General features: G+C 57.2%; 20 protein-coding genes. 11 read left to right on the forward strand and 9 right to left on the reverse strand.

Annotated elements, in window-relative coordinates; genetic code table 11:
• Positions 1–148 precede the first annotated feature (148 nt).
• Positions 149–2,125, forward strand: a complete 1,977-nt coding sequence (locus KDX30_RS29970) for a methyl-accepting chemotaxis protein (RefSeq protein ID WP_231677139.1) — start codon at positions 149–151, stop codon at positions 2,123–2,125.
• 298 nt (positions 2,126–2,423) lie between these two features.
• Here KDX30_RS29970 and KDX30_RS18325 read toward each other — a convergent pair whose 3' ends face one another.
• The 3 genes from KDX30_RS18325 to KDX30_RS18335 form a co-directional block, all read right to left on the reverse strand.
• Positions 2,424–3,068, reverse strand: a complete 645-nt coding sequence (locus KDX30_RS18325) for a LysE family translocator (protein ID WP_099270282.1) — start codon at positions 3,066–3,068, stop codon at positions 2,424–2,426.
• Between the two features lie 87 nt (positions 3,069–3,155).
• Positions 3,156–3,671, reverse strand: a complete 516-nt coding sequence (locus tag KDX30_RS18330; protein WP_122396645.1) for a BRO family protein — start codon at positions 3,669–3,671, stop codon at positions 3,156–3,158.
• A gap of 589 nt (positions 3,672–4,260) precedes the next feature.
• Positions 4,261–4,548 (reverse strand): hypothetical protein, encoded by a 288-nt coding sequence (locus KDX30_RS18335; RefSeq protein ID WP_231677140.1) that lies wholly within the window; start codon positions 4,546–4,548, stop codon positions 4,261–4,263.
• Between the two features lie 111 nt (positions 4,549–4,659).
• Here KDX30_RS18335 and KDX30_RS18340 point away from each other — a divergent pair, with 111 nt between their 5' ends.
• On the forward strand, positions 4,660–5,043 hold the full coding sequence (locus KDX30_RS18340) for a hypothetical protein (protein WP_231677141.1): 384 nt from the start codon (positions 4,660–4,662) through the stop codon (positions 5,041–5,043).
• Between the two features lie 360 nt (positions 5,044–5,403).
• Here KDX30_RS18340 and KDX30_RS18345 read toward each other — a convergent pair whose 3' ends face one another.
• Positions 5,404–6,897, reverse strand: a complete 1,494-nt coding sequence (locus KDX30_RS18345; protein WP_231677142.1) for a YifB family Mg chelatase-like AAA ATPase — start codon at positions 6,895–6,897, stop codon at positions 5,404–5,406.
• 413 nt (positions 6,898–7,310) lie between these two features.
• On the opposite strand from KDX30_RS18345, the gene KDX30_RS18350 reads away from it, so the two are divergent.
• From KDX30_RS18350 to KDX30_RS18365, 4 genes are all read left to right on the forward strand, one after another.
• The gene (locus tag KDX30_RS18350) at positions 7,311–7,832 is read left to right on the forward strand and encodes a hypothetical protein (protein ID WP_231677143.1); all 522 of its coding nucleotides are present in this window, start codon (positions 7,311–7,313) and stop codon (positions 7,830–7,832) included.
• A 106-nt stretch (positions 7,833–7,938) separates the two neighbouring features.
• Complete coding sequence (locus KDX30_RS18355; RefSeq protein ID WP_095093285.1) at positions 7,939–8,439, forward strand: sigma-70 family RNA polymerase sigma factor; 501 nt, start codon at positions 7,939–7,941, stop codon at positions 8,437–8,439.
• Positions 8,436–9,434 carry a FecR domain-containing protein gene (locus tag KDX30_RS18360; protein ID WP_277423598.1) on the forward strand — a complete coding sequence of 333 codons (999 nt, stop codon included), beginning with the start codon at positions 8,436–8,438 and terminating at the stop codon, positions 9,432–9,434. Before KDX30_RS18355 ends, KDX30_RS18360 begins: the two co-directional genes overlap by 4 nt.
• A gap of 182 nt (positions 9,435–9,616) precedes the next feature.
• Positions 9,617–12,037 carry a TonB-dependent siderophore receptor gene (locus KDX30_RS18365; protein ID WP_231677156.1) on the forward strand — a complete coding sequence of 807 codons (2,421 nt, stop codon included), beginning with the start codon at positions 9,617–9,619 and terminating at the stop codon, positions 12,035–12,037.
• Between the two features lie 40 nt (positions 12,038–12,077).
• Here the strand turns inward: KDX30_RS18365 and KDX30_RS18370 are convergent, their stop codons facing one another.
• Positions 12,078–12,539: an Lrp/AsnC family transcriptional regulator gene (locus KDX30_RS18370; protein WP_231677144.1), complete on the reverse strand. Its 462-nt coding sequence runs from the start codon at positions 12,537–12,539 to the stop codon at positions 12,078–12,080.
• Positions 12,540–12,674: 135 nt separating this feature from the next.
• Between KDX30_RS18370 and KDX30_RS18375 the strand changes: the two genes are divergently transcribed.
• Positions 12,675–13,724, forward strand: coding sequence for a PLP-dependent cysteine synthase family protein (locus tag KDX30_RS18375; RefSeq protein ID WP_231677145.1), 1,050 nt, complete (start codon positions 12,675–12,677; stop codon positions 13,722–13,724).
• 234 nt (positions 13,725–13,958) lie between these two features.
• On the opposite strand, the gene KDX30_RS18380 is transcribed toward KDX30_RS18375, so the two are convergent.
• Positions 13,959–14,222, reverse strand: a complete 264-nt coding sequence (locus KDX30_RS18380) for an accessory factor UbiK family protein (RefSeq protein WP_087271569.1) — start codon at positions 14,220–14,222, stop codon at positions 13,959–13,961.
• 418 nt (positions 14,223–14,640) lie between these two features.
• On the opposite strand from KDX30_RS18380, the gene glnK reads away from it, so the two are divergent.
• The 4 genes from glnK (at position 14,641) to sutA (ending at position 17,447) form a co-directional block, all read left to right on the forward strand.
• Positions 14,641–14,979 carry a P-II family nitrogen regulator gene (gene glnK, locus KDX30_RS18385; RefSeq protein WP_002555808.1) on the forward strand — a complete coding sequence of 113 codons (339 nt, stop codon included), beginning with the start codon at positions 14,641–14,643 and terminating at the stop codon, positions 14,977–14,979.
• Positions 14,980–15,011: 32 nt separating this feature from the next.
• Positions 15,012–16,349, forward strand: a complete 1,338-nt coding sequence (locus KDX30_RS18390; RefSeq protein ID WP_027899841.1) for an ammonium transporter — start codon at positions 15,012–15,014, stop codon at positions 16,347–16,349.
• 245 nt (positions 16,350–16,594) lie between these two features.
• Positions 16,595–17,020: a secondary thiamine-phosphate synthase enzyme YjbQ gene (locus KDX30_RS18395; RefSeq protein ID WP_122667311.1), complete on the forward strand. Its 426-nt coding sequence runs from the start codon at positions 16,595–16,597 to the stop codon at positions 17,018–17,020.
• Positions 17,021–17,120: 100 nt separating this feature from the next.
• A complete protein-coding gene (gene sutA, locus KDX30_RS18400) occupies positions 17,121–17,447 on the forward strand; it encodes a transcriptional regulator SutA (RefSeq protein ID WP_027899839.1) in 327 nt (108 codons plus the stop codon).
• Positions 17,448–17,656: 209 nt separating this feature from the next.
• On the opposite strand, the gene KDX30_RS18405 is transcribed toward sutA, so the two are convergent.
• From KDX30_RS18405 to KDX30_RS18415, 3 genes are read right to left on the reverse strand one after another with little or no spacing between them, the layout of a single operon-like run.
• Positions 17,657–18,349, reverse strand: coding sequence for an HAD family hydrolase (locus KDX30_RS18405; RefSeq protein WP_231677146.1), 693 nt, complete (start codon positions 18,347–18,349; stop codon positions 17,657–17,659).
• Positions 18,342–19,241, reverse strand: coding sequence for a tyrosine recombinase XerC (gene xerC, locus KDX30_RS18410; RefSeq protein WP_027902915.1), 900 nt, complete (start codon positions 19,239–19,241; stop codon positions 18,342–18,344). The genes KDX30_RS18405 and xerC overlap by 8 nt, the downstream gene beginning before the upstream one ends.
• Positions 19,242–19,243: 2 nt before the next feature.
• On the reverse strand, positions 19,244–19,978 hold the full coding sequence (locus tag KDX30_RS18415) for a DUF484 family protein (RefSeq protein ID WP_231677147.1): 735 nt from the start codon (positions 19,976–19,978) through the stop codon (positions 19,244–19,246).
• Positions 19,979–19,986: the final 8 nt, after the last annotated feature.

The raw sequence follows: 19,986 nt of genomic DNA on the forward strand, positions 1-19,986 counted from the left end.
ATACTCAAGTATTGAAGTCCCGGGCCGATGTTAGAATCGACGCCCCTTTGTACAAATTCTGTACAACCAAGGCTACCTTCACTTAATTACATTCAGCTGAACGGCTATTAGAGGTCACTCAAGACCCTCCGTTCGGCCAGGAGCCGTCATGTCCAAGCCTCGTGCACGAATTGCTTCGCAACTCGGTATTGCTCTGGCCGTTATTCTGGCAGTTGTCATCTCCGGCAGTACTGTCTTCGCGCTGCGCTCGCTGGACTCCGCCAACCTCGTCATTCGTGAAGAGCACATGTCGAGTGAGGCCCGCTTGCTGGCCGACCAGCTCAACACGTTTCACAGCACACTGCGGGTCAGCACCCAGCGTCTGAGCGGGTTGTTTGAAAAGCGTTTCGCCAGTGGCCTTACCGTTCAGGCGGACCAACCGGTTACAGTCGCCGGGACACAGACACCCAGCCTGATCCTGGGAGACCACGCGCTGAACAACAACTTCAAGGAAGTTGACGAGTTCCGTCAACTGACTGAAGGCGTGGCCACGGTCTTCGTGCGCAGCGGCGACGAGTTCATCCGCATCAGCACCTCGCTAACCAAGCAGGATGGCAGCAGAGCCATCGGCACAATGCTCGACCGCAAGCACCCTGCATACGACCGCTTGATGTCAGGTCAGGGCTACGTCGGTAAAGCCGTGCTGTTCGAGCGCTCCTACATGACGCAATACACCCCCGTGAAAGACAGCTCCGGCAAAGTCATTGCGGTGTTGTTCGTCGGCTTCGATTACACCGACGCAGAGAAAACCCAGTTCGAAAACCTGAAAAACTTCCGCATCGGCAAAACCGGCTCTCTGGCCCTGCTCGACGATCAAAACCGCTGGCTGGTACCGCCTGCAGGCGTGCAGGCACTTGATCAAGCGGCCAAAGCGGTTGCTGATTTAGGCAAACAGCCGGGTAAAGGCCAGTACTGGAGCGACACCAGCGAGGACTTCTACAGCGTTGCCCAACCCTTCAGCGGTGGGCCATGGACCGTTCTGGCAAACATGCCCAAGGACGAAATCAGCGCCGTGACCTGGAACGTCGGTACGCAACTGGCCATCGGCAGCCTGTTGGCGATGTTGATTGCCGTGGGCTCCGCCATCTGGCTGCTGCGCAGCAAACTGCGTCCGCTGTCTGAGCTGGTGCGTCAGGCCGAAGCACTGGGTGCCGGTGATTTGAGCGTGCGCCTGAACATCAGCAGCCATGACGAAATTGGCCAACTGGCAACCAGCTTCAACAAGATGGGCGAAGCCCTGTCGACCATGGTTTCTCACATCCGCACGGCCGCTCAACAAGTCAGCAGCCGCGCCCATGAGCTGTCCGGTCTGTCCGGCGGTGCTTATCGCGGCATGGAACAGCAATCGGGTGAAATCGTCAGCATGGCGGGCGCGGTTGAAGAATTCAGTGCCACGTCACTGAACATCGCCGACAACATGGGCAACACCGAACGTCTGGCTCAGGAAAACGCTCAGCAGACCCGTATCGGTCGCGCCTCGATGCAGGAAGCCTCGTCGTCCCTGGAGCAGATTGCTGCCTCTATCAACAGCACTGCATCGGTCATTAATACCCTGGGGCAACGCTCTCAGGAAATCGGCAGCATCGTCGGTGTGATTACCTCGATTGCCGACCAGACCAACCTGCTGGCCCTCAACGCGGCCATCGAAGCAGCACGGGCTGGCGAACAAGGTCGTGGTTTCGCCGTGGTGGCTGACGAAGTGCGTAGCCTGGCAACCCGTACGCGGGATGCGACCAACGAAATCTCCGGGATGATCACCAGCATCCAGCAAGAGACCGGCAACGCCATCTCCACCATGCAACAGGGCAATGCCCAGATGCAGGAAGGCCTGGCACGTAACGCCAAAGTGGCTGCCGCGCTGGAGCAGATCGACGAGCAAAGTCGCTCGGCCGGTCAGCAATTCGCCGCGATCACCACCGCTACCCAGGAACAAAGCAGCACCGCTACCTTGTTGAGCAGCAACCTGCAAAGCATCGCGCTGGCCAACAGCGAACAACGTGAAGTTGTCTCGCACCTGGCTATCACCGCAGAAGAACTGAACACCCTGGCCGCTGATTTGCGCACCGAGGTTGACCGGTTTCGTTGATGGTTAAGTGATAAACAAAAACGCCCTTCGGGGCGTTTTTTGTTGAAGGTCAGTTTTGCTGACACCATGCTTTCGCGCTGCAAACATAGAACTGTAGGAGCGCACGAGCACCATGCAAACCACTGGATTGAAATGCATTTTCTGTAGGAGCTGCCGAAGGCTGCGAAGCATTTGTCCTGATACACCGCGATCGCAGCCTTCGGCAGCTCCTACAGGCCCTATGTTTGCCGCGAGACAGCGCGGTGCCATCAACACCGGGGCAGCTGCATTTCAATTCAAGGGGAGTGCATGTTGGCCCCTAGAGACCAACCGGGGCCCCGACAAACTCCACATACCCACTCACCACGACATACACTGCGAAGTAAGCAAAGATCAGCGCCGACGCAATGTAGGTGTACTTCATCAGCTTCTCGCCGATGAGCCGACCGCCTTGCCAGGCCACCGCGCACAGTGAAATCGTCCACAGCAGACCCGCCGCAAAAAAGCCTGACAGGAACAGACCCGCGCTCGCCACGTCATGCCCCTGACGCGCAATGATCGCGCCGCCTACAGCAGCAAACCACAGGATGGCGCTGGGCGAAGACATCGCCAGCATGACGCCCTTGGAGAACAACGCCAGATTGGTCTTGCCCCACTGCTCACCGCTCTGCTGCATCGTCCCGTCGGTCTTGAAAGCACTGAGCAGCATTTTCACGCTCAGGAAACAGAGCACCAGCGAGCCACCAATCCACAGCACCCAGCGCACCGCCTCGAATTGCAACAACACTGCCATGCCCATCATTGCCAGCACGGCATAAATCAAATCGCCAACACAGGTGCCAAGCCCCAGCCAGACACCCTGAGCGAAACCGCGCTGCATGGCGATATTGATCATCGCCATATTGGCCAGGCCAATTTCCAGGCACAGCGAGAGGCTGAGCAGGAAGCCGTTGTTGAATTCCATCTGGATGTTTCCTCACTTAAGTGCGCGACACTTTAAGCAGGAGGCAGATGTGTCGCAAGATACAGTGCGCGGCGCCAACTGTATGGCTTACGCCAACAACCGTCGCCACCACGAAGCAGTCTTTCCGGCGTTCTGCCGTGAACGCTCCAGCAAGATCTCTGGCATGTCCCGCACGCGAATCCACGATTCGTTCTGCCAGTTCAGCAGACTCAGGGTCATCTCTGGCCAATGCATCAACCCCAGCACCGGGCGTTGCGCTGTCGGGACTTCATGCCTGTCGCGCAAGGCCTGCACCACATGATGCTCAAGCCATTCGCGCAACGGCCCGTTTTGAGCCCCGTGCTGATAGAGCAATAACATGTAGGCCCCTGACTCGCTGATCATCAACGTGTCCTGAGTGACCCCGTAGCGCTCCAGCAAAACGGTTTTGCGTTGATCGGGTGCCAGTTTGCGAGCGCGGTGCTCATCCAGAAAAATCCCCATCAGATAACCAAGGTCGCGCGCGCAGAACCAGACCTGGCCTTCAAGGCAGATGGCGTGCATGTGTTTTTTCTGGCGGATGAAGAGCATGGGGATGTGGGGTGGCTGAGTGTGTTTATCCATCAGGTAGAAGTTCTCTAGAATAAATGACTCCACCGCCTAGACATCGCCAAACGAATAGGTGGCGGCTGTGTGCAGGTTGGCGAACCGGGGGAGAACCATTCCGGCAGACCCTAAGATCTCCCGCACACAACAGCCATAAAGCTTGGGCAAGATCTGCCCACACTTAATAGTCAATGTATTGGTTCCCAACCAGATCGCCAAATCCAGTAGCTGAATATTCAGCCGGGAGAGAGGTTAATCCGTTGAGGCGGACACGACTGTCGGCACAGGACGCTGGCGATCTGTGGATAACTCCGCTCCGACTGTAGGAAACCAGCCTGTGGAAAACTTGAGGAGCGCACACAGAACCATGGCTGGTCGCTGTCATGTGGGAGCCGGGCTTGCCCGCGATAAGGGCACCGCGGTCTGCCAGATAAACGGAGTCGCACTTATCGCGGGCAAGCCCAGCTCCCACAGGTTTTGCGCAAGTCCTTGGATCACATCACACACAGATGGCGCCGGCCTGTAGATACAAACCTTTCAACTACTCCCCGGCCGATGCTGTAACGCATCGGCCACATGACTGCGAAGGATGACAAGCCAAAAGCAGCTATAAATCTTTATAAGCCTGTTCCGCCTCAACAATTTTAATCCCCAAGCTAAACTCATAGGGCCATTGATCTACAATGATTATCGCCAAACCAAGATTGCGATCACTTTTCTCAGGAACACTACCGAGATTTATTTTATTTAACGTCGTATCTAGCACCGCTTTAAATTGTTCCAACTGCTCATTTGTTGTGAACAACAAAGCGTTATTTTTATTGCGTATGATTTCGTCAGCAATCGCCTGAATGGCTATCTCTATTTTCTGCACCGCATTTTTTGAGCCACTCATTGCCTTGTCCGGTCCGATAGTTCTGATATATATTCCGAGCCTGGCCGCCTCACAAGGCCTGAACCTTGGGCTGAAGCGACGCCCTCGGTCATGCGACGAAGGAAGGATATAATGAAAAAGTTTGTTGCGTCGACCATCAAGTGCTACGAGGAAGACGGAGTATTAATAGTTGCCTTGGGTGATGATCCAGAAAATCCGGCGAACTTCATTATTATTACCCGCCTGGACGATGAAGATAACGCGACTGTCAATGATGGCATCGGCTTTCAAACACATCAATCGGAATATGAGATATCTAATGCAATTGCAAAAGTTAGTTTGCATTCTGATAGTCTCGAAGTGACAGTCAAACCTGAGTTTATTGATTTTTTTGGTAGTTCAAGTTTTTTGGCAGAAATACCGCAAGGAAGTAACGACTCGTCAACGCAGTTCTCCGCATTAAAAGACGCATTGCAAACTATTTTCAATGGCGCTGAGGTCGAACTGGTTATTTAGTTATCGTCGACCTTACCGAGCGGCGTCCATGGCGCCACGCCGTCTGCCAACAAACACGCCCCCCTGTAGGAGTGAGCTTGCTCGCGATTCGATTTCTTGGTCGACAAATTTATCGCATGAACTGAGGCTTATCGCGAGCAAGCTCACTCCTACAGAAAAGCACTTAAGTTCAGTTGGTTATTTCATTTTTAACTAGAGCGCTTGGTCTGGGCCGCATCCGGACGATAGCGTCAGCGCAGCCGATATATTTATCAACTGATAGACCGATTCGCGGGCAAGCGCGCTCCTACAGGTAAAAAGTATTCCAAATCAGATGATTGAATATTTTTTGATAGGCGCAATCCCGCAGAACCAGCAATTTCAACCACTCGCCGGCCGGTACTGCAACGCCTCCGCAACATGGCTGCGATTAATCTCGTCCACCTGCTCCAGATCGGCCAACGTCCTTGCCACCTTCAACAGCCGATGCGCCGAACGCAGCGACAAGGTCAATCGCTCACATGCCGTTTCCAGCCAGGCCTCGTCTTCACTGGTTAACACGCAATGCTTGCGCAGACCGGGCATATCCAGAAACGCATTCGCGCAACCTTGACGCTGGTTCTGGCGATCCCGCGCCTTGGCAACGATTGCCGCAGCGCTGGCGGTAGTTTCACCGCCTTGTACAGTCGGGTTGAGAGCGGTGGTTTCTCGGGCGACAGTCAGGTGCAGATCAATACGGTCCAGCAACGGTCCGGACAGTTTGTTGCGGTAGCGCTGAATCTGCTCCGTCGAACACCGGCACCTTCCGGTCGGCTCGCCAAGATATCCACAGGGGCACGGATTCATGGCAGCGACCAATTGAAAGCGCGCCGGAAACCGCACCCGATCCCGCGCTCGGGAGATCACGATGTGGCCTGACTCCAAGGGCTCGCGAAGCACCTCAAGCACCCGTCGATCAAACTCCGGCAACTCATCAAGAAACAGAACGCCGTGATGGGCGAGGGTGATCTCGCCGGGCTGCGGGCGACTGCCCCCGCCGACCAATGCGGGGCCGGATGCCGAGTGATGAGGCTGACGAAACGGCCGCTGCGGCCAACTGGTCAGCGGGATCTGGCTGGCGACCGACTGAATCGCCGCCACTTCCAGCGCTTCGTACTCATCCAGCGGTGGCAGCAAACCCGGCAAGCGGCTGGCGAGCAGTGTTTTGCCGGTGCCGGGAGGGCCGCTAAACAGTAAGTTGTGCGCGCCAGCAGCGGCGATGATAAGCGCCCGTTTGGCGGCCGTCTGGCCCTGCACTTCGCTGAGGTCCGGATAAGGCATGGCCTGATGTATGAGCCCGCTGGACTGGTACGGCGTGATAGGCGTCTGTCCGTTGAAATGCGCCACCAGCTCCAGTAAATGATTGACCGCAATCACCCGTAAGCCCGACGCCAGACATGCCTCTTCTGCATTTACCGCCGGGATGATCAGCGTGCGTTGCGCCGCGCGTGCTGCCAACGCTGCAGGCAACACACCCTGAATCGGCCTGATCGCACCCGACAGCGCCAGCTCGCCGAGGCATTCCACATCCTGCAACGCCGCCAGTGGCACCTGACCGCTGGCAGCCAGCAAACCCAAAGCGATCGCCAGATCAAATCGGCCGCCGTCCTTGGGCAGATCAGCCGGAGCGAGGTTGAGCGTGATACGCCGATCCGGAAATTTCAGCCCGGAATTGAGAATCGCACTGCGCACCCGATCCTTGCTTTCCCGCACCGCACCTTCCGGCAAACCCACCAGCGTCAGCGCAGGCAGACCGTTCGCAAGGTGCGCTTCGACCGTAACCGCAGGTGCCTCAACGCCCACTTGGGCACGACTATGAACAATGGCCAGAGACATGATTCTTCCTTGAAAAAACGACCCTCGCATCCTGCGACATTGGGGCGAGCTTTGAAGGAATGAATGGATACAGGGTGTTAATGGGGCACGTCCGCTATGCCAGCAAACACGGACCCTGTAGGAGTGAGCTTGCTCGCGATTCAATTTCTTGGCCGACGACCTTATTGCATGAACTGACGCTATCGCGAGCAAACTCACTCCTACAGAAAAGCATTTAGATTCAGTAAGTTATTTTGGTTTTATGAGGGCTGCCGAAGGCTGCGATAGCGGTATGTCAGAATAAATGCATCGCAGCCTTCGGCAGCTCCTACAGAAAATGCATTTCAAAGGGGATTTGGTTTGATCGGTCCATTGATCGGGTCATACGATAGGCTGATTGCCCAAGCCATTTTCCAAACAAAAAGAGCCCCTCAATGCCCACCCCAGCCCAAGCCATCGAACACTACATCCTAGCCAAAGACGGCAATCGCCCACACTTGCTACGCCAGGCATTCGTCAGCCACGCCACGCTGGAGATGGTTGTCCACACCGGGGCTATTTCATTCCCGCCCACCGTTGAAGGCCGGGACGGTATCGCGGAGGTGCTGGTGCGGCGTTTCGGGCAGACCTATGAAAACGTCTACACATTCTGCATCGGTGAGCCGCCGACCGAGGAGGCGACCGAGCATCACTGCACGTGGCTGGTGGGGATGTCGGATAAGGCCACCGGGGATCTGCGCTTCGGTTGCGGGCAATATGACTGGCAGTTTGATTCAGGATTGGCGACGCATTTGAAGATCACCATCGAGCAGATGCTGGTCTGCCCGGCTGCAGAGGTGGAGCCGGTGATGGATTGGTTGCAGCAGGTCAGTTATCCGTGGTGCCCGACGGGGCAGTTAATGTCCGCGCCGCCACTGGCCAGCATCGAAACCGTCCTGCAATACCTGAGGGCATAAGCCACAAGCAGCTGGCGTCCCATCCCTTAAGCAGTTGCAAATTGTGCAGCGCTTTAACACAATGCGACTCATTATCATTTACGCCGCGCTGGGATGGCGCGCCACGATGCCCTCTCATCACGCCACACTGCGTTCGCTCTACATCGATCATCACGGCTGGCTCAACACCTGGCTGCGCAGCAAGCTGGGCAATGCAGCCGATGCGGCGGATCTGGCGCAGGATACGTTTGTCCGGCTGCTCAATCGCCACGAACTGCTTGAGCTGAAAGCGCCCCGTGCGTTTCTGCGCACTGTTGCCAAAGGGATCGTTATTGATCACTGGCGACGCGAGGAGCTGGAGCGCGCCTATCTTGAAGCCATCGCGCATTTACCCTGCAACGAGTCGCCTTCGCCCGAGTCCCGTGAGCTGGTTTTCGAGTTGCTGGAGAGCATTGCGAAGATGCTGGATGGCTTGAAACCCAAAGTCCGTCAGGCCTTTCTGCTGGCTCAGTGTGAAGGCATGCCCTACAAGCAGATCGCCGAACGAATGAGCGTGTCGGTGCGCTCGGTAGAACGCTATGTCGCCGACGCGCTTTATCACTGTTATCTGTTGCGGTATCCAGCGTGAGCGGCGCCTCTGCTCATGCGCGTTCGCAAGAGCCTTCGCCACAGGTCGTGAAACAGGCGATTCAGTGGTCGATGCGCCTCAACAGCCAAGGGCACACCCCACAATTGCGCGAGCAATGTGAGCAGTGGCGTGTTGCACATGCCGACCATGAGTGCGCTTGGCAGCGTATCCAGGCCCTGAACAACGAGCTCAACAGCCGCTTTCAGAATATTCCTGCACCGGGTGCAGCCCTGGAAGCACTGGAAAACAGCGCCCAACGTTTGAGCCGCAGACAAACCCTGAAATTACTGTCCGGTCTGGTCGTTGTGGGTTCAAGTGCCTGGCTGTCGCGAGAGGTTATGCCCTGGCAACAATGGAGCGCAGATTTCGCGACCAGCGTCGGGCAGCGTGGGCGTTTTCAGCTAACCGACGGTTCAAGCCTGCAATTGAATACCGACAGCGCGGTGGATCAGAACTTCAACGCCGAACGCCGTCTGATTACCTTGAATCGTGGTGAGATTCTCGTGGGGTGCGGTGCAGATGTCCAAAGCCCAACCCACAGACCACTGCTGGTGCAGAGCCGCCATGGGTTGTTCGAAGGTATCAATGGACGCTTCGTCGTCAGGCAGTATCAGGACCAGACGCGTCTCAGCGTGCTTGAAGGCCAGTCGATTATCCGCTCGCCCGCCGCGTCTCCCGTCACGGTGAGCGCCGGGCAGCATTATCTGGTGTCGTCTCGCGAAGCGGTTCAACTGCCTGCGTTGAACATGGATGCTGGTGCCTGGAGCGAAGGCCTGATCGTGACCCGCAACATGCGCCTCCGAGACTTCCTCACCGAGGTCGGAGCTTATCGCCACGGTCATCTGGGCTGCGCTGACGATGTTGCCGACCTGCGTCTTTCGGGCGTGTTTCGGCTCGAAGACACCGACAAATTGCTCACGGTTGTTACCCAGACGTTGCCTGTCCAGCTCAGGTATCGCACGCGCTGGTGGGTCACGTTGCAGCGCGAGGCATGATCTGAAATTTTTTGGCGGGTTTTGCCTACAAGTCCGGCTTAGAGATCAGTCCCTCTGTTCTCTTCACTGACTTTACGGAATCGTCCATGACCCGGCCTCTAGGTAAATCGCAATCAAGCCTGCAAAACGTCGCCGTTGACGCGCGCGCAACACACCTCGCCACAGCGGTGCGCGCGACATTGATGTTCGTGGCGTTGGGCACTGCCGCGCTGCCTGTAGCGGTGCAAGCCCAGGACGATCCAGCGGCGATAGGTGCTGTGCGCAGCTATTCCATCGCGGCCGGTCCGTTGGGCGAAGCCTTGAACCAGTTCGCCCGGCAAGCGGGTATCACATTGGCCGCCACCCCAGCGCAAACGGCCGGCAAGCAATCGCCGGGCCTGCAAGGCAACTATGCCCCGGATCAGGCTCTGACCATCCTGCTCGGCAGTAACAGCCTGCAAGCCGTCAGTCAGGACGGCAGCAGTTATGTGCTGCGCGAAACGACGGGCGAGGCAATGGCCTTGCCCAGCACCGACATTCGCGGGTTCGCACTGGGTAACGCCTTGGGCAGCATGGAAGGCTACAACGCGACTCACAGCCAGATCGCCACCAAGACCAGCACGTCGGTGCTGGAAACGTCGCAGTCAGTCTCGGTGGTGACGCGTCAGCAAATGGATGACCAGGGTTCACAAACCGTCGCGCAGGCCATGCGGTATACGCCGGGCGTGCTGACCAATCCCTACGGTGCAACTCACCGCTATGACTATGTGGCTCTGCGCGGTTTCAACGACGGCTCTGTGGACAACATTTACCTGGACGGTCTCAAGTCCATGGGCGATAGCGGCACCTACAGCACGATGCAGGTTGATCCGTACTTTCTGGAGCGGGTCGACATTCTGAAAGGTCCGTCGTCGGTGCTTTACGGACGCAGTTCGCCGGGTGGTCTGGTGGCCCTGACCAGCAAGAAACCGCTGTTCGAGCCGTATCATCAGGTTCAGGCTACCGTCGGCACGCAAGGTCAGCGCGGCATGGGATTCGATTTCAGCGGGCCTGTGGATGACGACAAGCGCATTGCCTATCGCTTGACCGGGCTTGTGGATAAGTCAGACACGCAGTTCGATCACGTTGAAGAGAAGCGCTATGCGCTGGCACCGACCGTCAGCATCGACTTCAGCGAAGACACATCGCTGACCCTGCAAGCCTATCTGCAACACGATCCTGAAGGCGGCTATCACGGCGGCGTACCGGCCAGCGGCACGCTACGTAAGCGCAACGGTCAACGTATCTCCGAGCACTTCTTCGATGGCGAGCCTGGCGTCGATGGCTTCAGCCGCGATCAACAGTCTTTCGGTTATCAGTTCGAGCACCGCTTCAACGACGTATTTACCGCCAGACAGAACTTCCGTTATCTGGACTCGAAGGTGAAGAACGATCAGATCTACGCCTACGACTGGACGACGCCCACCAGCAACGAACTGACGCGCTATTACTCCGGCGGAGACGAGCGGCTGCACGCGTTCATCGTCGATAACATGCTGCAGGCAGAGTTCTTCACTGGCTCGGCCAAACACACGACGCTGCTCGGTGTCGACTACCAGCGACGCAAGACCGTGGTGGACTGGACCAGTGGCTCAGTCGCCTCGCTTAACGGCTTCGATCCCGTCTACGGCAATTCAGCGATCAGTTATTTCAGCCCAACCAGCTATGTGCGCCGTCTGGAGCAAACCGGCGTGTATGCACAGGATTTGATCGAGCTGGATAAATGGCGCTTCTCTCTGGGCCTGCGTCAGGACTGGGTAGAAACCTCGGACGAGAACCGACTAGCAGAAGCCGGGCGGCCTGAGGGCACCGAAATCAGTGATCGACGCACCAAACTCACCGGACGGGCAGGCGTGCTGTATCTGTTCGATAACGGCATTGCGCCGTACCTGAGCTACTCCGAGTCGTTTAACCCGAACTCATACGCCGACAGCGACGGCAACCCTCTCGCGCCAACAGACGGCACTCAGTGGGAAGCAGGCATCAAGTACCAACCACCCGGCACGGACAACCTGTTCACCGCCTCGGTATTCCGCATTGATCAAGAAAACCTGGCGTCCAAGCTGCCGCAAGAGAATTTCTATCGCCCCATTGGCGCGGTTCGCTCTCAGGGTCTGGAACTGGAAGCGCACATGCAATTAACCGATAACTTCAAAGTGCTGGGCGGCTACACCCTGACCGACATCGAATACTCCAAATCGATGATCAGCACGTTGAGCACACCGACCAATGTCATCGAGAACAAAGGCAATTCGCCAACCCAAGCGCCTAAACACATGGCGTCTCTCTGGGGCGACTATGCCTTCAATAGCGGTGCGCTGGATGGTTTGCGGCTGGGTGCAGGGGTTCGCTACGTCGGCTATAGCTGGGCGGATTCTGAAAACACCCTGAAGGTGCCGTCTTACACACTGTTCGATGCGTCAGTCGGTTACGACCTCAGCAAAGTCGGGCTCAAAGGCGTCGACGTGCGGGTTAACGCGAACAACCTGACCAACGAATCCTACGTTGCGTCCTGTGCAAGCCTGAGCTACTGTTATCTGGGCGAGGAGCGTAACGTCAGCGCCACAGTCAGCTACAACTTCTAGCCGACCGTTAAATCAGCCTGTTCCCCCTCAGGGAACAGGCCTAACTGCGGGGCAACGGAAGCGCCGTCGTGTACTTCAACTGCTCCATGGCGAAGCTGGAGGTAATGGTCGAAAGGCCTTCGGTGCTGCTGATCAGCTTTTTGTAGAAGCGGTCGTAGGCGGCCATGTCGCTGACCACCAGGCGCAGCATGTAGTCCCATTCGCCCGCCATTCGGTAGAACTCCATGACCTCTTCGTACTGCATGACGGTTTGGGCGAATTGCTCAAGCCACTGGGTGTCATGGCGCCGGGTTTTGATCTGAACGAAAACCGACAATCCCAGCCCGAGTTTTTCCGGGTCGAGAAGCGCGACCCTGGATTTGATGTACCCGGCATCTTCGAGCTTTTTGACTCGCTTCCAGCACGGCGTAGTTGAGAGGTTGACGGCGTCAGCCAGGTCTTTCAGCACAATGGTGGCATCACGCTGCAAAATGCTGAGGATATGGCGATCAAGACTGTCCATTTTTCAAATCAGTCCTTTCGTAGAAAATTTTTCTATCAAATAGCTGATCGAGTAGAACAAAAAGAAATTCTTTTTTCCAGCAATCGGTAACCTTTGCCCTCAAGAATAGATGTGTTTTTGCCGGAGCGCAGAGTGATGAATAACTGGATTCGTAACGCGATCAAAACCCTTGACTGCGATCAGCGCCGCTCGGCCGATACGCACATGCTCAAGCTCGATGTTCCGGCACTTGGCGACATCGATATTTACATCAAGGACGAAAGCACTCACCCCAGCGGCAGCCTGAAACATCGTCTGGCGCGCTCGTTGTTTCTTCATGCGATCTGCAGCGGCAAGATTCACCAGGGCACCCATGTGGTGGAGGCTTCATCCGGCAGCACAGCCATATCAGAAGCCTACTTCGCAAAACTGCTGGGGTTGCCTTTCACGGCGGTCATGCCGCGCCATACCGCCAGCAAGAAAATCCATCAGGTCGAGATGCTCGGCGGGCGCTGCCACTTCGTGGAGCAATCCTGCGACATGTACCTCGAAGCCGAGCGTCTGGCTCGCCTCGACAACGGTCATTACATGGATCAGTTCACTTACGCGGAACGGGCTACGGACTGGCGAGGTAATAACAACATTGCTGACAGCATCTTTGATCAGTTGAGTGGCGAAGAACATCCCGTCCCGACCGCAATTGTGATGAGCGCAGGAACGGGCGGTACGTCGTCGACCATTGGCCGGTTCATACGCTACAAGGGCCATGCCACCCGACTGATCGTCGTAGACCCGGAGAATTCGGTGTTCTACGACAGCTACCGCAGCGGCGATACAAGCCTGATCAGCCTCAAGGGCAGCCGTATCGAGGGCATCGGGCGACCCAGAGTAGAAGCTTCGTTCTTGCCGGGGGTCATCGACGACATGCTGCAAATCCCTGATGCAGCCAGCATTGCTACCCTTGGCTGGCTGGAAAAGCTGATCGGCAAGAAACCGGGCGGTTCGACGGGGACCAACGTCTGGGGCGCGCTGAAGGTAGCGCTGGACATGCAGGAGCAGGGCTTGAAGGGTTCAGTGGTGACCCTGATGTGCGACAGCGGCGAGCGCTATCTGGACACCTATTACGACCCTGAATGGGTCGCGCGCACCATTGGTGATCTTTCGCCGTATACGAAACAGCTGGAGCGGTTGTTGGTTGCGGGGTGAGTTCCTGCTCACAAGGTATGCACCAATTTGTGTCTGCAGGAAATTTCCCTTCTATCCTGACAACAAGCTGTCGTACAGCAAATGCAAATCCCTGTGGGAGCGAGGCTTGCCCGCGATAAGGCTGGACGCGATCTAAAGTGAACCGCGTCCAGCCTTATCGCGGGCAAGCCTCGCTCCCACAAGAACATCATTCCAAATCAGGTATAAGGGCACAGCCCACACACTCGGCGCTATTTACTCACCCGCAGGCGGGTTCAGCTTCGCTTCCATCTCCGCAACCTTTGCCTCCAGCGCTTCGAGGCGGGCACGGGTGCGGGCGAGGACGGCCATCTGGCTGTCGAATTCTTCCCGACTGACAAGATCCAGTTTGCTGAAGCCGCTTTGCAGCAGGGCTTTGAACTGGGTTTCAAATTCATTACGCGGAATCGGTGTTTCGCCATTGAACAAGCGCGAGGCGTGGCCGCTCAGGGCATCGAGAAAAGCTTTGGGCGCGAGCATGTCTACCTCCGGTTTCAGATAAGCGGCAGTGTAGCACGGAGCGTCTATAGTCATTTCTAGCGACAGCTGGCGCACGATAATGGCGCACCAGCGCGTGCACGGACGCACTTTAGTTGTGCGTCGACGCACTCCGCAAGGCTGCTCCGGTGCCTGAAACAGGGATCAAGGGCCTGTATTCAATGAAAAATCAGGAGATGGCAAGCTTTCTGCTTAGTCGCTGATGACCCATGCACTGATGCAGTCGCGTTGACGATTACAGTGCGGCAGGCGGAGCGGGGAATGTTTCGTCAAAAGCGGTTTTCTGGGGTTGGTCGGACCTCCTTCAGGCGACCGATGCGTTACAAAGCCAGGCACTGCGCTTAGACTTGAGTCGGGTTTGTTTTCCTGGGGCAAGTCCACCAATTCGGGAGAAAGTTTCATGAAGCTAGTCACTGCCATCATCAAGCCGTTCAAACTGGACGACGTGCGCGAGTCGCTGTCCGAAATCGGCGTGCAGGGCATCACCGTTACTGAAGTCAAAGGCTTCGGACGTCAGAAAGGCCACACCGAGCTGTATCGCGGTGCGGAATATGTAGTCGACTTCCTTCCCAAGGTGAAGATCGATGTTGCCATTGACGATAAGGATCTGGATCGCGTTATCGAGGCGATAACCAAAGCAGCCAACACCGGCAAGATTGGTGACGGCAAGATCTTTGTTGTGAATCTGGAACAGGCAATTCGCATCCGTACCGGCGAAACCGATACCGACGCAATCTAAGCCGCCAACCCAACGCCCCAGGAGAAAACAATATGACTCTGCGTCAATTCGCAGGGCTAGGAGCCCTGTTGTCCCTCGTAACCCCTGGCTTGGCCATGGCGGCAGACGAAGTGGCAGCCCCAGTACTCAACTCAGGTGACACCGCCTGGATGCTGACCTCGACAGCCTTGGTGCTGTTCATGACCATCCCTGGTCTTGCGCTGTTCTACGGCGGCATGGTCCGCTCGAAAAACATTCTTTCTGTGATGATGCAGTGTTTCGCCATCACCGGCCTGATCAGCATCCTGTGGGTCGTTTACGGCTACAGCATTGCGTTTGACACTACCGGTATGGAAGCAGGCGTCGTCAACTTCAACTCCTTCTTCGGCGGTATGGGCAAAGCGTTCCTGGCAGGCATCACGCCGTCCAGCATCACCGGCGCTGCTGCACTGTTCCCTGAAGCGGTGTTCGTCACCTTCCAGATGACCTTCGCCATCATCACTCCAGCCCTGATCGTCGGTGCTTTCGCAGAACGCATGAAGTTCTCCGCGATGCTGATCTTCATGGCTATCTGGTTCACTCTGGTCTACGCGCCAATCGCGCACATGGTCTGGGGCGGCGTCGGCGGCCTGATGTGGGACTGGGGAGTCCTGGATTTCGCAGGCGGCACCGTTGTTCACATCAACGCGGGTGTAGCGGGTCTGGTTGCGTGTCTGGTACTGGGCAAGCGTAAAGGCTTCCCTACCACTCCAATGGCTCCGCACAACCTGGGTTACACCCTGATCGGCGCGGCAATGCTCTGGGTAGGCTGGTTCGGCTTCAACGCCGGTTCCGCTGCGGCTGCCAACGGCACTGCAGGCATGGCGATGCTGGTTACCCAGATCGCGACCGCCGCTGCTGCTCTGGGCTGGATGTTCGCCGAGTGGCTGACCCACGGTAAGCCAAGCGCACTGGGTATCGCTTCGGGCGTGGTTGCTGGCCTGGTTGCCATCACTCCGGCTGCCGGTACTGTTGGCCCAATGGGCGCCCTGATCATCGGTCTGGCTGCAGGCGTGATCTGCTTCTTCTGCGCCACCAGCCTCAAGCGCAAGCTGGGCTACGACGACTCCCTGGATGCTTTCGGCGTTCACGGCATCGGCGGCATCATCGGCGCAATCCTGACTGGCGTGTTCGCAGCCCCTGCTCTGGGCGGCTTCGGCACCGTGACTGACATCGCAGCTCAAGTCTGGATTCAGTGCAAAGGCGTCGGCTTCACGATCATCTACACCGCGATTGTGACCTTCATCATCCTCAAGGTGCTGGACGCTGTTATGGGTCTGCGTGTCACTGAAGAGGAAGAAGCTGTCGGCCTCGACCTTGCGCAACACAACGAGCGTGGCTACAACTTGTAAGCCACTGTAAAAAAATGCCCGGTTTACCGGGCATTTTTTTGTCTGGCGTTTGTCGATAGATTGCCTGGTTCAAACCTCTCACCCCAGTACATGAATGGCTTTGCAAGGGGCATTCCTGACAGTTTGCGGAAAGACAGGTCAAGTTGGCGAACAAGCGCTGATGGCTTACAGAAAAGACGGATTATTGCGCGCTTTGCTTTTTCTGCCAGCGCGTTAGAATGCGCGCCGAATATGCGGAGAACTGTATGTGGCAACAGACCAGAATTACCCTGCGGGCAAGGCCACGCGGGTTTCATCTGGTAACCGATGAAATTCTCGCAGGCTTGCCGGAGCTGCGAGAGTGTCGAGTCGGGTTGCTGCATTTGTGGCTGCAGCATACCTCGGCTTCGTTGACCATCAACGAGAACGCCGACCCGGCTGTACGTCGTGACTTCGAGCGCTTTTTCAACCGTCTGGTGCCACAAGGCACCCACGGCTTTGAACATGAAGACGAAGGCCCTGACGATCTGCCGGCGCATTTCAAGGCCAGTTTGCTAGGCTGCCAGTTGGTATTGCCGGTTTCGGCGGGTCGATTGGCGCTAGGCACCTGGCAAGGTGTTTATCTGGGTGAGCACCGTGATGCTGGCGGTGCTCGCAACGTCCTCGCCACCCTTCAGGGTGAACAGGCATAACCGCTGTTTTGCAGCGGATGTTGAATTTCTTCCGGCAGCATTCGTAAACGTACGCAGCTGGGCTATAACTAATCTGCTTTCGCAAGTCATGAGGTAGAACATGAGCGACGATGACAACGACGATCTGGTTGATGATCTGGAAGGTGAAGAGGACGGTGAGGAGCTTGCGGCTGCTCCCGAAGAAGATGGCGCTGATGCCGATGACGGTGCGGAAGCTACGGTAACCCCGACCAAAGGCAAGGCCAAGGCTGCTGTCTCGGTTGATGAACTGCCTAGTGTCGAAGCCAAGAACAAAGAGCGTGATGCTCTGGCTCGTGCCATGGAAGAGTTCCTCGCCCGCGGTGGCAAGGTGCAGGAAGTGGAGGCCAACGTGGTCGCCGATCCGCCCAAGAAGCCGGATAACAAATACGGTAGCCGCCCTATCTAAGGGAGTCTGTTGCCGGATAAGAAAAAGCCCGCTGTCGCTGCGGGCTTTTTTTTGGGTAAATTTTATGGAAGAGACGCGATCCCCTGTGGGAGCTGGGCTTGCCCGCGATAAGGCTGGACTGGGTTCACTTTAGATCGCGTCTAGCCTTATCGTCGGAATGCCGCCCAGACCAAGCCCAGCTCCCACAGTCATCAGCAACCGCACATCACCTACACCCAGCGACTCAACACCCCTGGCAACTGCGTCAGGCTGCTGATCTCGGCGTCAGGCTGCTTGTCTGCTTCCCAAGGCTTACCCGCCGGGTTGTACCAGATCGCTCGCATACCGGCCTGCTGGGCGCCTGCGATGTCATCGCCGGGGTGATCGCCGATGTGCACCGCAGCGCCCGCATCGACATTCGCACGCTTGAGTGCCTCCACGAATGGCGCAGGGTCTGGCTTGCCAACCCCCAGATCTTCGGCACACAGCGCGAAGGCGAAATAATCGGCCAGCCCCAGACGACGCACATCGGCATTGCCGTTGGTGATCACACCCAGCGTGTAGGTCGTGGCCAGAATCTCCAGGGTCGGATGGACCTCCGGGAATATCTCGACCTGATGGCGGCCATGCAGAAACACCTCAAAAGCCTGATCAGCCAGCGCTTGAGCTTCAGCCGAGGCATAACCGGCGTCTTCCAGCGCATGGAACAGCACGCGCCGCCGCAGTGCGCTGATGCGGTGTTTGAAGGTCGGATCAGCTTCCACGAGCCGCGCACGAATCTCCCCCAAATGCTCGACAGGCACCGGACCAAGCTTTGGCGCGTTGGCAGCCAGCCAGTCACGCAGGGTGGCTTCGGCGCCGACGATAGCCGGTGCGGTGTGCCATAACGTGTCATCGAGGTCGAAGGTGATCAGCTTAATCATGGTCAGAACCTTTGCGTTTGGCCCGCGGATGGGCGCTGTCGTAGACCGATGCCAAATGCTGGAAATCCAGATGGGTATAAATCTGCGTGGTCTTGATATCAGCGTGACCGAGCAACTCCTGCACTGCGCGTAAATCCTGGGACGACTCAAGCAGATGGCTCGCAAACGAGTGCCGCAGCATGTGCGGGTGCAGGTTTTGCCCTAACTCGCGCTCACCAACGGCCTTGACCCGCTTCTGAATGGCGCGCGGCCCGAGGCGTCGGCCCTGCTGGCTGATGAACACGGCGTCATCCTCAGGATTGGCCAGCGCCCGCAGTGCGATCCACGCCTGCAGCGCTTCACGGGCCTTCCTGCCCACCGGCAGAACGCGGGTCTTGCTGCCTTTGCCGAGCACTTGCACCAGGCCTTCGCTCAGGTCCAGTTGCTCCATGTTCAAACCGGTCAGCTCGGACAGGCGCAAGCCCGACGAATAGAACAACTCCAGAATCGCCTGATCACGATGGGCGAGGAAGTCGTCTTCAACACCACCGTCCAGCAATTGCAGGGCACGGTCGGTATCGAGGGTTTTCGGCAGGCGTCGTTCGCCTTTGGGGGGCGACAGGCCATTGGCCGGGTCGTGCTCGCAGATGCCTTCGCGATTGAGGTAGTGATAAAGCCCACGTACTGCTGACAGCAGACGCGACAGGCTGCGCGAGGATTGCCCCTGCTGATGCTGGCGGGCGATCAGGCTGCGCAGATGTTGAATATCCAGCGCAGCCCAACTGTTCAGCTGTTGCTTCTCGCAGTACGCCAGCACCTTGTTGAGGTCACGGCGATAGGCTTCAAGTGTGTGTGGCGACACTTGGCGCTCACTGCGCAAATGTGTGCAGTAAGCGTCCAGCTGTCGTTCCATCACTAGCGAACCGAGCGTAGGGAGTGGGTGAAGCGCGGCAGCAGACGGCTCAGTACATCGGCGATGTAGTTGAGAAACAGGGTCCCCACCGAGCTTTTGTAATGCTGCGGATCGCGACTGCCAATGGCCAGCACGCCATGCAGGCCGAGATGGCTGAGGGTCGCGACGGCGGTTGAACCGACTTCCTTGCCCTGCTCAGCGCCAAACAGGAAGGTCAGCTCATGCTCGCGCAGCGCGCCACACACGGTCTTGTCGCCGATCAAACCACCTATAGCTTTTTGCGCATCCACACTGCTGACCCAACGGCCAACCGGCATCGCGCTGTCACTGAACAGAATCAGGCTGACAAAAGGCACCTGAAAGTCCTGCCGCAGGCTGTCTTCAACGGCGATCACGATTTCTTCGAGACTGCTGGCATCCATCAGCGCGAGGTTGAGACGGCGGGTCTTTTCGAACAGCCGGTCGTTGTCCCGGGCGACGTCCATCAACTGCGACAGACGATGGCGCATCTCGATGTTGCGCTCGCGCAGCAGCTTGAGTTGACGCTCGACCAGCGAAACGGTATCGCCGCGCTGATGCGGGATACGCATCGACACCAGTAACTCGTCGTGCTCGGCAAAGAAATCCGGGCGGTCGAGCAGGTAAGCGATGATCGCCTCTGCTTCAAGGTTTGGCGCTGCGGTATCGACCGGCGATTCGCCAGGCTTGTCGGTTGAAGTCTTAGGCTTGTCAGTCATCGCTTTTG

This window comes from Pseudomonas quasicaspiana, from assembly GCF_021147825.1.
Classification (GTDB): domain Bacteria; phylum Pseudomonadota; class Gammaproteobacteria; order Pseudomonadales; family Pseudomonadaceae; genus Aquipseudomonas; species Aquipseudomonas quasicaspiana.